9 protein-coding genes and 1 pseudogene are annotated in these 14,396 nt (G+C 55.4%); 5 read left to right on the top strand and 5 right to left on the bottom strand.

What is annotated here, in order from left to right:
- Positions 1-253 precede the first annotated feature (253 nt).
- From AB8B29_RS26570 to AB8B29_RS26555, 4 genes are all read right to left on the bottom strand, one after another.
- The gene (locus AB8B29_RS26570) at positions 254-892 is read right to left on the bottom strand and encodes a glutathione S-transferase family protein (RefSeq protein WP_037191121.1); all 639 of its coding nucleotides are present in this window, start codon (positions 890-892) and stop codon (positions 254-256) included.
- A gap of 260 nt (positions 893-1,152) precedes the next feature.
- Positions 1,153-4,290: an efflux RND transporter permease subunit gene (locus AB8B29_RS26565; RefSeq protein WP_439006843.1), complete on the bottom strand. Its 3,138-nt coding sequence runs from the start codon at positions 4,288-4,290 to the stop codon at positions 1,153-1,155.
- On the bottom strand, positions 4,287-5,324 hold the full coding sequence (locus tag AB8B29_RS26560; RefSeq protein ID WP_051963282.1) for an efflux RND transporter periplasmic adaptor subunit: 1,038 nt from the start codon (positions 5,322-5,324) through the stop codon (positions 4,287-4,289). Before AB8B29_RS26560 ends, AB8B29_RS26565 begins: the two co-directional genes overlap by 4 nt.
- Positions 5,325-5,419: 95 nt before the next feature.
- Entirely contained in the window at positions 5,420-6,883 is a 1,464-nt protein-coding gene (locus tag AB8B29_RS26555) for an efflux transporter outer membrane subunit (protein ID WP_439006842.1), read from the bottom strand.
- A 292-nt stretch (positions 6,884-7,175) separates the two neighbouring features.
- Between AB8B29_RS26555 and AB8B29_RS26550 the strand changes: the two genes are divergently transcribed.
- The 3 genes from AB8B29_RS26550 to AB8B29_RS26540 all read left to right on the top strand — a co-directional run bounded on the left by AB8B29_RS26550 (position 7,176) and on the right by AB8B29_RS26540 (position 10,578).
- Positions 7,176-7,859 (top strand): response regulator, encoded by a 684-nt coding sequence (locus AB8B29_RS26550; protein ID WP_439006841.1) that lies wholly within the window; start codon positions 7,176-7,178, stop codon positions 7,857-7,859.
- Positions 7,859-9,124 carry a HAMP domain-containing sensor histidine kinase gene (locus AB8B29_RS26545; protein ID WP_047555665.1) on the top strand — a complete coding sequence of 422 codons (1,266 nt, stop codon included), beginning with the start codon at positions 7,859-7,861 and terminating at the stop codon, positions 9,122-9,124. Before AB8B29_RS26550 ends, AB8B29_RS26545 begins: the two co-directional genes overlap by 1 nt.
- 125 nt (positions 9,125-9,249) lie before the next feature.
- Complete coding sequence (locus AB8B29_RS26540) at positions 9,250-10,578, top strand: efflux transporter outer membrane subunit (protein ID WP_162693736.1); 1,329 nt, start codon at positions 9,250-9,252, stop codon at positions 10,576-10,578.
- Positions 10,579-10,634: 56 nt separating this feature from the next.
- On the opposite strand, the gene AB8B29_RS26535 is transcribed toward AB8B29_RS26540, so the two are convergent.
- Positions 10,635-11,336 (bottom strand): hypothetical protein, encoded by a 702-nt coding sequence (locus tag AB8B29_RS26535; protein ID WP_439006840.1) that lies wholly within the window; start codon positions 11,334-11,336, stop codon positions 10,635-10,637.
- Positions 11,337-11,564: 228 nt separating this feature from the next.
- Here AB8B29_RS26535 and AB8B29_RS26530 point away from each other — a divergent pair.
- Positions 11,565-11,943: pseudogene (locus AB8B29_RS26530) on the top strand (IS5 family transposase); the annotation flags it as partial.
- 491 nt (positions 11,944-12,434) lie between these two features.
- Positions 12,435-14,354, top strand: a complete 1,920-nt coding sequence (locus AB8B29_RS26525) for a methyl-accepting chemotaxis protein (protein ID WP_439006924.1) — start codon at positions 12,435-12,437, stop codon at positions 14,352-14,354.
- Positions 14,355-14,396 lie beyond the last annotated feature (42 nt).

Genomic DNA, 14,396 nt, shown 5'->3' with positions numbered 1-14,396 from the left:
GAAATTCATATGCCAATGTTTTGACGGCCCGTAGCGGCGTAAGATCAATCGATCCTGGTTCAGGCTCACATTCTTTCAAGACCGCCGGGTCGAGCGTGACAATCAAGCGGGAAGCCAGGCTCGATGGCATTTGCCGCATTCAAGCACAAAACCTTCGGCGCTCTACCTCTCGAAATGGAACGGCGGCCTTTCACTCCGACAGATATCCTAGAGCCCTGCACCTTTAGCATCACCATCGCCCAGCAGGCCTATTTCAGTTGGGAAGCGGTGGCGGACACGGCGCGTCCAATCCGCGAAACGGATCGCGCCAGGCTTCGATCTGATCCAGGCGATCAGACCAGTGTCTTATGGCGGGATAGTCCTCTATCGGAAGGCGCGCAGCGTCGTTGAACGGCAAGAACGTCGCCATGCGAAAATCGGCGAACGAGATTGTCTCGCCAAGGATCCACGGTCGACCGGACAATTCACTTTCGAGAATGACCGCTGCTTTGTGGAATTGACTTAGACCCTCTGCAACCATCGTGTCGTCACACGGCCCAATACCGTAACGCAGCTTCGTGCCGCGCTCCCAATGAACGATATCACATGCCTTCATGAAGTTCTCCTTCGCCCAACTGATCCAGCGGATCATGTCCGGTTCTTCGTCATCGGTTCTCCAGAAGTTCGAGCCGGCGTGCCTGGACAGCCAGCAGGCAATCGCATCGCTCTCCCAAAGCGTTCGACCGGAGTGCTGCAAAATCGGCAAAAGAAGGTTTGGGTTGAGCGGCAGATATCGCTCCGATTGCCCCGGAGCCATCGGTGCGGCGAACTCGAATGCGATATCTGTTTTCAAGAACCGCGCAACGGCAACTGCAAGGCGTGGATTGGGGTTTCTGCTGAAATACAACTTCATTCGGTTTTGCCTCCGGTGTCCTCGTCGTAGAAGACGAACGAAGGCTCATCCTTTCGACAATCGCGAATCAAAAATCTTTCCCGAGGCTCTCGCCGAAGGTCGAACTCTTCGCGCGCCAGATGAGTGACGCCTTACTCAATTCAAACAATCTCCAATGGGCGCTCAGCCGATGGACGCTTGATGACGACTACAGGGAGGTCTAAAGCCTGTGCAATCGTCGCAATGCCGGCAAACCCTACCAGCAGACCAGCCAGCATTTGTCATGAAGCGGATCCATGTGACGGTCGGCGGCGCTCATTTTCTTTGATGATGCCAGCTTCCACGCGTGGGGGCTCCCCATGCTGTCCTTGATTGTGGCCGAAGAGCCGCCTCAGGAAGCTCACCAAGTCATCTACGAATGTGAAGATCGTCGGTATGACAAGCAAGCTCAAGAATGTCGAGGTGAGCAAACCGCCAATGACGACGATCGCCATCGGTTGGCGAAAACTGGAATCGCCACCACTCAGGCTCAAAGCGACCGGCAACATACCTGCGCCCATCGCGATTGTTGTCATGACGATTGGCCGGGCCCGCTTATGGCAGGCATCCACCAACGCGTCAAAGCGCGAGAGACCCTGTCGCCGGGACATAATCGCGTATTCGACCAGGAGAATGGAATTTTTCGACACCACTCCCATAAGCAATATCAGTCCAATAATGGCTGGCATCGAAAAGCTGGTGCCTGTGATGGCCAAGGGAAGCAATGCCCCGCCAAGTGCAAGCGGAAGCGCCATCAGGATCGTGGCAGGTTGGAAAAAATCATGAAACAGGAGTACGAGGACGGCATAAATACAAAAGACCCCTATAGCCATCGCCGTTCCAAAGCTCTGAAATAACTCCGAACTGCGTTGCAGCTCCCCCTGTTCTACCTGATATACACCTTGTGGTAGTTTGCGCAGTGCGGAAAGGGCTTGAGCTTCCTTATTCACATCCCCAAGAACGCGTCCATTGAGTTCTACCGACAGCGTGATATTTCGGGCACGATCGATCCGATCGATTTCGGACGGGCTGCCTCCAATCGTGATCGTTGCTACGCTTCCAAGCGACACCTTGCCATTTGTACCTGCGACCTGCAGCTGCGATATGGCATCGATGTCCCTGCGAGAACGGGGGTCAAATCGCACCCGAATGGAAATCTGTCTCTGCGGCAGATTCAGTTTCGACAGCTCGCTGGAATAGTCTCCATTCGTCGAAACCCGCACCGCCTCGGCGATCGATTCAGACGTGATACCAAGTGCTGCGGCCTTAGTGAAATCCGGCCTTATCTGGATCTCAGGGGCTTGTAGCGAAGCGCTGGACGTGACCGCTCCAACACCTTTGAGTGTTCGCAACTGGTTTTCAAGCGCGCTTGCGGCCTGTTCCAAGACATTGGAATCGTCACTTGCGAGAGTGAGCTCCAGTTTGGTGCCATTGCCTCCGGTCCCGACCTCCACGCGTACGCCGGGCAGCACGGAAAGAGCGTGACGGATATCGTCTTCGATCGCAGACTGTTTACGGCTGCGCTTATTAATGTCTTTCAGGTCGACGACAAGAGTGGCCTTTGTCACATCCGTCGTTGTCGTTGAATCGAGTCCGCTACCGCTTGAAGAGGTTCCGACGGCGCTGAAGACCTGCGTGACATCGGGGAGTTTGGAAATAATGTCGCTTGCGCGCTTCGATATGGCATCCGTCTGATCCAGGGCGCTGCCCGGTTGAAGTGTCAGACTAACCTGCGTCTGAGCATCGTCAGAGGCAGGAAAGAATCCAGTCCTCAGAAATGGAATAGTTGCCAAAGACAAGACGAGTAGAGTGCTCGTGGCAAGCAAGGTCAATTTGCGGTGGTTAAGGCAAGCTTTGACCATCGCAATGTATCCTCGCATGACCAGACCGTCCTCCTTCTCCACATGATGAGGTTTCATCAAATATGCGGCCATCATTGGGGTCAGAAAGCGCGCAACCAGAAGAGAGGACAACACCGCCACGGAAGCCGTTATGCCGAATTGCCGGAAGATGAGGCCGGGAATCCCGCTCATGAATGCAGTTGGGAGAAACACTGCAACCAAGGTGAACGTTGTTGCGATCACCGCCAGCCCGATTTCGTCAGCCGCCTCCAGCGCCGCATTCATGGGTGTCTTGCCCATCTGAATATGACGAGTGATATTTTCCACCTCGACAATTGCGTCGTCCACGAGAATGCCGACAACAAGCGATAGCGCGAGAAGCGTAACCGTATTGAGGCTGTAGTCAGTCAAATACATGACCAGGAACGTCGGTATGATGGAGAGTGGGAGAGCAAGCGCTGAGAGGCAGGTCGCGCGAAAGTCGCGCAGAAATATCCAGACAACGACGATGGCGAGAATGGCACCTTCATAAAGCATGTGCATCGAGCCATCATAGTTCTCGATGACGGGATTTACCGTTGTATAGGCTTCAACAAGCTCGACCTCCGGATGCGCAGATGCGAATTCCTTCATTTTCTTCTGGACGTCATCAGCAACCGCCGTATCGGAAAAGCCCTTTGATCGCTTGATCTCGACGGCTATCACGCGCTCTCCATCGAAATAGGCAAGAGAAGAACGGTCAGCGAAGCTGTCAGTGACGCTGCCTATTTCATCGAGCCGGACGCTTTTTCCGTTGGACAGCGGAATTGCCAACTTTGATAGATCTTCAATGGAGGGAAGAGCACCGAGGGTCCGTATGGTTTGACGGGCAGAGCCGATTTCGCCACGACCACCGGATTTGTCTGATTGAACAGACTTCACGCGGGAGGAAATATCCGAGGCGGTGATACCGAAGGATGTCATGAGGTTGGGATCGAGATCGATGTGGACCTCGCGGTCCACGCCGCCCAATCGATCGACTTCTCCTACGCCCCCTACCGATAGCAATGCCTTGGTCATGTCGTTGTCGACAAACCAGGAAAGCTCCGTCTCGTCGAGGTCTTTGGAGCGCACCGCGTAGGTTACGAGAACGGAAGATTGCACCGTCACCTTGGAAACCGTCGGCGATTCCATTTCGGACGGCAAATCGCTCTTGGCGCTATCAACAGCGTTGCGTACTTCGTTAAGTGCGGTTTCGCTGTTCTTTTCGAGCTTGAACGAGACGCTGATCGATACCGATCCGTCGGTGATCGTCGTTGTAATATGATCAAGAAGGCTGAGAGAGGCGAGCTTGTCCTCAATCTTACGTGCAACCTCAGTTTCAAGCTGGGTTGGCGCAGCACCTTCAAGCGATGCGGAAATTTTGATGGTCGGCAGATCCATGTCGGGAAAATTCTGGACCTGGAGCTTCGAAAAGGCGAGCAAGCCGCAAACTGTCAACAACACAAACAGTAATACAGAGGGCACGGGGTTGCGAATTGACCAGGCGGAAATGTTCATTTTGCCGCCCCTTCAACATTAACAAGCGCGCCTTCCGAGAGGAAAGCCCCGCCAGATCGCACAAGCATCTCATCGCCCGCCAAGCCAGCTGTAATCTCGACGCGGTTCTCTCTTCGGCGACCGACATCAACGCGGATCCGGTGTACTCGGCGTACTTGATCAATGGCAAAGACGTAATTGATACCGTCTCTGAAAACCAAACTGGTTTCCGGCACGGTCAATGCTCTTTTCGTACCAATATCGATGTTACCAGATACATAGAGACCAACACGGGGTTGAGGCTCTTTAGGCAACTCCACATAAACAATCGAGCGGCCTGTATCGCTGCTGACGGTTGGTGCGATAAGTCTGACCTTACCCTGAAACGCCTTTCCGCCCGGCTCCGTGACTTCCGCGGGCAACCCTATCTCGACCTGCGGAAGATATTGAGCTGACACTTCAGCCTGCCATTCGACGCGCTGCTGGCGAATAAGACGAAAAAGCTCCGTGCCGGTGGACACGACTGCACCTAGCGAGGCTGATCGCGAGGTGATGATGCCGTCGTCGACGGCGGTGATAGTGGTTTGCTCAAGTTTAATTTGCTGGCTCTCAAGCGTGGCCCGTTCAGAATCAAGATCTGCCTTCGCGGTCTGCTCCGTGGTCAGGTATTCCACTCTCTTCTGGTCGGACAACGCGCCCGATCCTCCGATCGTGCGCGCTCGATCCGCGTCGACCTTCGCCTTTGCTAGATCTGCCTCTTTTGTAGCGACAGCCGCCTCCTCTTTGCGCAGATCGGCCAGCACGGCTTCCTGATTCAGCCGGACAAGAGGATCGCCCTTCTTGACGATGGATCCGACGTCGGCAAGGACCTCTGTGATACGCAAACCGCTCGTTTCAGATTCAATCACGGCTTCATGCCAAGGCTTCAGCCATCCACTCGCCGGGATTGTTTGAGGCCAGTCTTGGAGCGAAGGTTTAACCGTCGCGACAGTCAGTGCCGCGGCCCCCTTGGTTTGTCCCTGTTCTTCTGCCGCGACAGGGCGTGTTCCAACCATGCACGTCGATATGACGGCAAAAAAAGCCCCACAAATAACGCGCTTTAGGTCGTCGCGGAGATGGGGATTTCCCAGATAAGTCTTATGTGAAATAGTCATTGAGCGGATTGCTTTGCCTGAAGGTGCGGAGCCTCGTTCACGTCGCGAACGGCCGGCTGTGAAATGTCGATCGGACCGGTCCATCCGCCTCCGAGCGCTTTGTTAAGCGAGATATAATATGTCGCGATATCGGCTTTGGTCTCGATGAGACTTTTTTGGGCCGAGTACAAAGACCGGTCGGCGTCCAACACGTCGAACAGATCCCCTTCGCCGGCGATTTGCAGCTGCTTTGAAAGCTTCGCTGCCGCCCGATAGCCTTCGACCGACTTCGCCAGATCCACCGAGCGCGCCCTCGATCGATTGAGAGAAATTATGGCGTTCTGAACATCCTCTAGAGCGGTGAGGACGGATGACTGGTAGGAGAAGAGGTACTGATCACGTTGTGCCTTGGCGACATCAACCGCCGCCCTCAACTGGCCACCCTTGAAGATCGGAATCGTAACCGAAGGGCCAAACGACCATCCGATGGTAGATTTCTTACCCAGATCAGAAATGCTCGTGGCGGAAGAATCAATGGATCCGGTAAGGCTCAGCGACGGGTATCGATTAGCCTCGGCCTCGCCAATCTTTGCTGTCGCTTGGGCCAGTTCACGTTCTGCCTTGCGCACGTCTGGGCGGGTATTCAATATGTCGGCAGGTATTCCGACGGAGATCTTCGCGGGAGGAACGGGAAGCCTTGACCTTTTGCCGAGGACGCTCTCAAGCAGCAATGGCGACTTGCCGAGCAAGACCCCCAACCGATTGACTGACTTGGCATAGGAGATTTCATAGGATGGAACATCGGCATGGGTGGACGCCGCTTGAGCTTCGGCCTTGGTAACATCGACCAACGACGTACCACCCGCGCTATATTGTGTGCGCGTCAGCGCGGCCGTTTGGGCCTGAGATTTTGAAGAATCTTGAGCGAGTTCCGCCAGCTGCTGATATTCGCGTGCCTGAAGATAATAGGTCGCGACATCCCCAATCAGGGTGACGAGCGTATCGCGCAGGTCTTCTTCCGCGGCGTCGACGCCATATTTCGCAGCCTCCGCCGTACGCTTATTGCCCCCAAATAAATCAAGCTCCCAGCTGGCATCGAAACCGGGCTGATAATCATTGTAGGCGGTAGCCGGCGTGCCACCAGACGCGGCCGTGCGGTTGCGTGTCGCGGAGGCCGTGCCCTCGATCGTCGGGAGCAGTGCGCCAACCTGCTCGCGATAGGTCGCGCGAGCTTCCCTTATCTTTGCTTTCGCCGTAGCGACATCGAGATTGGCCGCGACGGCTTGAGCAATAAGGTCATCGAGGATCGGATCCTTCATTTGCTTCCACCACTCCGCAAGTGCTGGTGGCTTGTCCGGATTATCGTGCGCTCTGGTGTTCCAGCTCTTGGGCATGGAAAGCCCCGGCTTCTGGTAGTCTGGGCCGACGACACAGCCGCTGAGCGCACCAGCCAAAAGAAGCAGAGTGCTAAACTGGTGCATATTCAGCCATCGGGCTGAGCTTCGACACCAGCCCTGTGTTGTAGGCGCCAGCTTGCTCCTGCGAGCTCCGCTATCGGTATCCAGTCCCGCCCCCTCTAATGGCACGGGATAAGACTGCGAATGGGATTCAGTTGTCTCAGTCAATACGAGGCTCCAGGGGCAAATTGCCGACGGCCCTCTGATAGCGACTGTGATGTTAAGCGACGTTAAGGAAGTGTAAAGTTGTGTAAAACTTCTTCCGATCGGCGTTGTTGGGTGTATTCGTGCCGAGGAAATGCTCACGGAACCTGATATGGCGAAAGTACTTTTGATCGATGACGACAGTGAGCTGACGACCCTTCTCAGCGAATATCTTGTAGAGGAAGGGTTTCAGGTTGAGACGTCGGAAGATGCCCGTGTTGGCATAGCTAGTGCCGCCGACCAATCGGTGGACATCATCGTTCTCGACGTGATGATGCCGCGGATGAACGGCATAGACGCTTTGCAACGCATCCGTCGCCTAGGCGATGTACCCGTTTTGATGCTGACGGCAAAGGGAGATGACATCGATCGAATTTCCGGTCTCAATCTTGGCGCGGATGATTATGTCGCAAAGCCGTGCTCTCCCGGTGAACTGGTCGCTCGCATTCGCGCTATTCTTAGGCGAGCAGGAAGCAGGCCCGGTGATGAAAATATTCTTCAGGTCGGTGACCTCGCCTTACATCCGGCCGGTCGAACCGCCCAATGGCAAGGCAAGCCGCTGGAATTAACGGGTGCGGAATTCAACATACTCGAAGTGTTGGCACGCAATGCCGGGCAATTGGTACCAAAGCAGGAAATCTCTCGGCGCGCATTCGGCCGACCTCTTACGCCATTTGACCGTCGCATCGACGTTCATATCAGCAGCGTACGCCAAAAGCTCGGCACCCGTGATGACGGCACGTCCTGGATTCGCTCCATCCGCGGCCAGGGATATCAACTGGTGCAGGAGTACTGATGCGAAAGTTATTTTGGAGGATTTTCGCAATTGTTTGGCTTACAATGGCTCTATCAATCGCGATACTGTTTGCGATCGGTTCTGTCTTTGGACTGGTACCTCCCGCGCAAGAACTCCGCGACCAACGGACATCTTTCGCGCTCGATACAGCCGCTAGGTTATTGGCGACAGGCGGGGTTGACGTATCACAACAATTCCTGTCCGCCGTTGCGCAGACGCCGTCGCCAGTCCATCTGAAACTGACGGTCATCGGCGGACCAATGGAATGCACCATCAAGGTTACGGATAAATTTGAAAGACGTGTCGTCAATGCAGACCATTGCTTTCAACTGAGCGCCGAGGCGACGGAAGTCGGCTTTCTATCACGCAATCTGCCGAGGCTCGTCCCTTGGGCTTCAGCCATGTTTGCTGCTGCACTCGCTGCCTATTGGCTGGCGCAATATCTAACGCGGCCCGTGGAACAATTAAGGGGTGGATTGCGCGCCTTGGCGCTCGGCCAATTCGATATACGAATCGGCAATAAGATCGATCGAAAGAGGGATGAGATTGCAGCGCTTGCTCATGATTTTGATATCACCGCGGCGCGTCTGCAGGAGTTCCAGAATATCCAACAGCGTCTCTTTCACGATATATCTCATGAACTTCGATCACCTCTGTCTAGGCTGCAGGCAGCAATTGGCCTTCTGAACAAGAATCCCAGTCGATTGCATGCAATGACCGAGCGTGTCGAACGAGAAATCGCAAGAATGGATGATCTCGTTGGCGAGATTCTGACTCTCGCCAGACTCACCACCACCGAGATTGAACCACTGGAGCGACAGACCGTTGATCTAGTCGACCTGCTTCGCGAGATTGCCGACGATTGCGCGTTTGAAGGCGCTTCGCGCAACATCACTCTGCTTTACGAGGGAGTAGGATCCTGCGTGACATCCGTTAATGGTGAGCTCATTTACAGAGCGATAGAAAACGTGGTGCGAAACGCTGTCAAATATTCCCCATCAAATACACAGGTCCTCATTCGAACCAAGAGGGAAGATCAGGCCTTCGCGATTACCGTGGTGGATCAAGGTCCGGGCATCCCCAAAGATATTCTCGAGGCAATCTTTCAACCGTTTCGGCGTGGAAGTGATCTTCCCCCTGGTGCCGTCGGTTTTGGCCTCGGATTAGCGATAACAAAACACGCCTTCGCACGCCATGGCGGCGAAGTACAGGCCGAGCTTCCAGCGGAAGGCGGACTGCTCATGCGTATGATTCTTCCTGTTTAACCACCCATAATTTTGCGAAAGTGCAGGCCATGTTCCACTCGCATGCTTTTTGCATTCCCATGATTCTTGCAATCGGAACCCTCAGCAGCTGCGTCGATACATCCGTAAGTGCACCGGCGGCAGACATGCCAAAGACATTCGTTGGCGCGACAAGACTAACAAGAGCCTCACCGATCAGCCAGGATTGGTGGCGCGCTTTTGCTGATCCTGAACTCAATAAACTCATTGAGCTTGGGAGCGCGAAAAATCCCGAGATATTGGAGGCTCAAGGCCGTGTTGGGCAGGCTCGTGCGAACGTCGATCTTGCATCGGCAAACTTGCTGCCGACGGTCTCCGGCGGGGTCGGCAAAGCGCGGGGTGACAAATACGGATTTGGCACATCGACAAATAGTTATGGTACCGCTTCGGGAAGCTGGCTTGTGGATATTTTTGGTGGCGCGCGGGCACAAAAGCGTGCGGCGGAGGCGCGCTTTGATGCTGCGGTGTTTGACGCCGCCGAAACGAGCCTAAACGTACTTTCGTCAATTGGGTCAACCTATGTGGACCTACGCTATTACCAAGAACGAATTGCGCTGGCACGCCAGACCGTTGAAAACAGAAAGCGCAATCTATCCTTGATGCGGGACAGTCAGGGCGTTGGACAAAGCAGTGGACTGCAGATCGTTCAAGCCGAACAGCTCGTGGCGAAAGCCGATGCAGAGCTTCCGTCACTCGAGATCCAGCTTGAGAGTTCTATCGCCACTCTCGCGAGCCTGACCGGGGTGCCGGATGCAGAGCTGCGTGCTGAACTTCATGATAAAGCGGCTCAACCGCGCCCGCGATACAAAATCGGAGTTGGCATCCCTACCGATGTCATCCGCAATAGACCGGATGTGCGGCGAGCGGAGAAGAACTTCATCGCCGCCGCCGAAAGCGTTGGAGTTGCAAAGGCGGCCTTTTATCCTTCCTTGGAGCTCAGCGGCTATATTACGCCGACAGCAGTCGTACACACCGGCCATGTCGACATCTGGCAAATGGCTGCCAATCTAACCGCACCCATTTTTGATGGGGGAAAGAACAAGGCAAATCTCGCTTCCGCGAAAGCACAATTGCAACAAGCACAAGCCGCTTGGCAATCCGCGGTTCTGAATGGCATCGCCGAAGTCGAAAAAGCGCTTGCGGCTTATAATAGAGATGGACGCAATATTGCCGCGCAAGAAAAACTTGCCTCAACGTCAGAAGAGACATTGCGACTTGGTAGGGTGAGTTTCCAGCTAGGTGCGAGTGAATTCTTCAATATTCTCGATGCTGAGCGCGACTACCTCGAGGCCCAGCAGTCGAGAGCACAAGCCATCCGCGATCAGGCACTGCACTACATAGCGCTCTGCAAGGCTGCCGCACCAGTCACGCAAGGTACTAGGGCGCGTGGACAAATCGCTGACAGTCCGCCGACCTACCGCTTGGGTTACAAGTGATGTCATACTTGTCCGGCGGTGGCTGCATGATTGGTATCGGCTAGCCGCGTTAGCCGCTATGCGACTAAGAACGCGGTTATTTCATCGGCCAAGCCAGCGAGAAAAGTGTTCCGATCCGGATGAGGTTCCGGCACATTTGGCGGCAATTCGTCCATGTAGGTGAAATGGCCGGCATCGGGATCAACTTGGACCGCCACAGATGCCTGAGCGGCGAGCACATCCATGAGAAAGCGAGATTGAGCCGGCGGCGTGATAGTATCCTTGGCTCCCACCCAGATTTTCATCGGCATCCTTATACGGTGAAGCGCGCCTGGACGGCGGAAGAAGTTCGTTGGCGGAGCCAAGAGGGCCAATCGCTCAAGGCGTGGAGTCGCGCCCGTAGTCAGTTGCTGCCCATCAAGGGTTTCGCCCTCGGCGCCTTGAAGGGCGAGCAGAGCTGTAGCTCCAATGGAATGCCCGATGCCAACGATGGGGAGGTTGCTGTAGGCGCAACTGTCTATAGATGCTTCGAGCCTGTGGATGCGCATGTCCAACTCGGCTTTGGTCGGGACACTTGAGGCCAGCATTTCGAAGTGTGGCGCAATGACCGTGCAACTCCTGTTAGCCATGGTCTGCAGCAAATGATGGTGGCGTGCCGGGTTACCGCCACGACCGACTGCGAACAAAGCAATGCACTTTGGCTGCTCGGCCTCGATCCGAGTGATGGTAAAGGGTTCCAACTCGTTGGATGCGATGTTGGTATCGGACTCAATTCCCATATTTTTCCTCAATCATCACAATAGGTTTAGCATCGTCTTCCGCGACAAACGAAGCCCAAAGTATCTCAATCATTGACGTCCCGACCAGTCACTGATTCAAGGCTGCTTTTTGGTGGCAGGTTTGAGCCGGGGCGATCTCACCGAAACAGAATGGCGCATTCTGAAGGGTCTGTTGCCAATCGAACCGAAGAACCGGGGTCGAGGCAGACGGTCCAAGAAGAACCGCTCGACGCCCTCGGACGACCGCTCGCCTTCATTCTGACAGGCTGCGAAGTGGCCGATTGCAAAGCATACGATGCCCTGATTAGCTTACCCGAACGCTCGCCGGGCGCCTTGATGGCAGACAAAAGCTACGATGCTGACGCCATCCGTGCCGAGCTCGCCGAACGGAAAATCGAAGGGGTCATCCCCGGCAGATCAAACCGCCGCGTAGATCGAACATGACCGGGCGCTCTACAGGCAGCGCAGCCGCATCGAGCGCATGTTCGGCCACCTAAAGGTCAATCGTGCCATCGCTACCCGCTACGATCAATTAGCCAACAGTTTCCTGGGCATGGTCTATCTCGCCACCGCCAGATACTGGCTTAAATTTGTCCACGCCGCCTAGTGTCCCAGAGGAAATGGATCCAGCCAGGCGCCCGCTGTCAAGCTAATGCCATCTCCGACACTGATTGATCGGGACCATTTCGCTCGGATAGTTAATTGCCCGCAGGGATCTGCTGCGCCTTAGAAGCGCACTGGAATCCGCGGAGCTGGAGCGCCGCCCTTACTTGGGCAAGCAGTCGGGAGCCAAGACAGCGACAGAATGACATTGGAGGAACAGTGGCTATGCACGAAGGTGATGAGGCCACAGTCGGCGGTCTGGCAGATATTTCCATTTCCTTCGCCCGCGCATTGTTTCATGCGTTGGGAACGTCGTTAAATGGCACCTTTCGATCGTATCCCGCGACCTGTTGATGGAAGATGCCGATTCCCACGTCAATGCAGCCGCCCTTTCCCGGCGTGGTGCACCAGCTTAGATGACGGGTAGCCCAGTTAAGCAATTCGCTATCTTTATCGGCTAGTTTATTGAAAATTTACCATGGGGAGGGGCTAAAAATGAAAATGTCTATCAGGACAGGACTGACATCACTCCTTGTCGTGCTTGCGCTCGCCTTCTGCGGCAACGCGCTTGTGTCGTTGGTGGGATTGAACGAAACAAACGCATCCACCATCTCACTCGGCAAGAATATGCTGCCGAGCGTTCGGACCATCGGCGACCTGGAGGCCGCCCTTACTGATAAACGCTTGGCCTATGCACAGCACATCCTATCGTTAACGCCAGAGACCATAGCCAAGGCGGAGCAGCGCATCAATGACGTGAAGCAAAAAGCCGCCCAGCAAATTACCGCCTACCGTGCTCTCGCCGCGTCGGATGTCGAGCGGAAGCTGATTGACCAGATTGATGCCGGTGTTGCGACTTACGACACTCTCGCAGCGCCAATGATCGAACTGTCGCGCCAAAACAAAAACGAGGAGGCAGCCGCCATCCTCAATGGGGCGATGCGGGATCAAGCGATCAAAAACGGTGAGCTGCTCAATCAACTCAAGGACGTCAACCTGGACGTTGCCAACCAAGCCGTCGGCAGCGCGGCAAAGGCATTCTCGTCGGCAATGGGAATCTCCATCGCGACCATCGTCGTTATTCTCGGGCTGAGCGGCTTTGGCATCTACTATGCGGTCAGGATCGTTTCGCTACCGCTGACCCGGATCACCGGCTCCATGAAGGAGTTGGCAGAAGGCGCCCTTGATCGAGAAATCCCTTATCGGTCGCGTGCCGACGAAATCGGGAACATTGCAGCTGCGCTGGAAGTCTTCCGCGAAAGTGCACTTGCCAATCAAAGATTGGAACAAGAGGTTGCTGCCCAGCGAACGCTCTCCGAGCGGGAGCGCGACCGCATTGCTCAGCTCGAAGAGGTGCGGGCCGAAGCTATGGCCTACGCAACGGCGCAACTCGGGAGGGGCCTGAAGCAGCTGTCTCATGGGGACCTGACCGGCCGAATCACGGAACCATTCGTCGCGGAACTCGAGAGCCTAAGGGCGGATTTCAACAGCGCCACGGCCCAGCTCGCGGAAACGCTGCGAGCGGTTGCCGATGCAACCGGCGCCATCGACGTCGGGACGAGCGAAATCAGCCAGGGCGCGCAGGATCTATCGAAGCGAACTGAACAGCAGGCGGCGTCGCTTGAGGAAACTGCCGCGGCCCTCGATGAAATTACCGTCAATGTATCGAACTCCTCAAAGAGAGCCGATGAGGCCCGAGCTGTAGCCGCGCAGGCAAATGCGGGCGCGGCACATTCGGGCGTTGTCGTGTCAAATGCTGTAAACGCAATGCAGAGGATTGAGCAGTCATCCAACCAGATCGCGAACATCATCGGTGTCATTGACGAGATTGCGTTCCAGACAAACCTCCTGGCGCTCAACGCGGGTGTGGAGGCCGCCCGAGCAGGGGAGGCGGGCAAGGGCTTTGCTGTTGTCGCGCAAGAGGTGCGTGAGCTTGCCCAGCGTTCCGCACAGGCAGCAAAGGAGATCAAGGATCTCATACGCAGTTCGAGCGTAGAAGTGCAGAGCGGTGTCAAGCTTGTTAGCGAGACTGGGGAGGCGCTGAAGACCATCGAAGGCTATATTATTACGGTCAACCAGCATATGGGCGCGATAGCAACCTCAGCGAAGGAGCAATCCGTAGGTCTTTCCGAAGTTAACATTGCTGTTAACCAGATGGATCAGGTAACGCAACAGAATGCCGCAATGGTCGAACAAACAAACGCGGCAAGCGCAACGCTCGCCGGCGAAGCAACCAGGCTGCGAGAGCTGCTCAACCAGTTCCAACTCGGCGTGACAAGAGCGTCGCAGGATGCGCCGCGCCGCAAACCTCCCGCCTCGCCGGTTGCCGTCACCGCTCTCCACAAGCCGGCCATTTCTCCGGCACGCAAAATGGCTAACACTGTAGCCGCAGCCTTCGGCGGAAAGACAGCGTGAGTGCTGGCAGTCGGGAAGAGTTTTGACGATAATCGGGGTTGA

Origin of the sequence: Rhizobium sp. 11_C7_N12_5 (assembly GCF_051811145.1) — a bacterium.
GTDB lineage: Bacteria > Pseudomonadota > Alphaproteobacteria > Rhizobiales > Rhizobiaceae > Rhizobium > Rhizobium lusitanum.
This window is presented reverse-complemented; position numbering and strand designations above follow the sequence as displayed.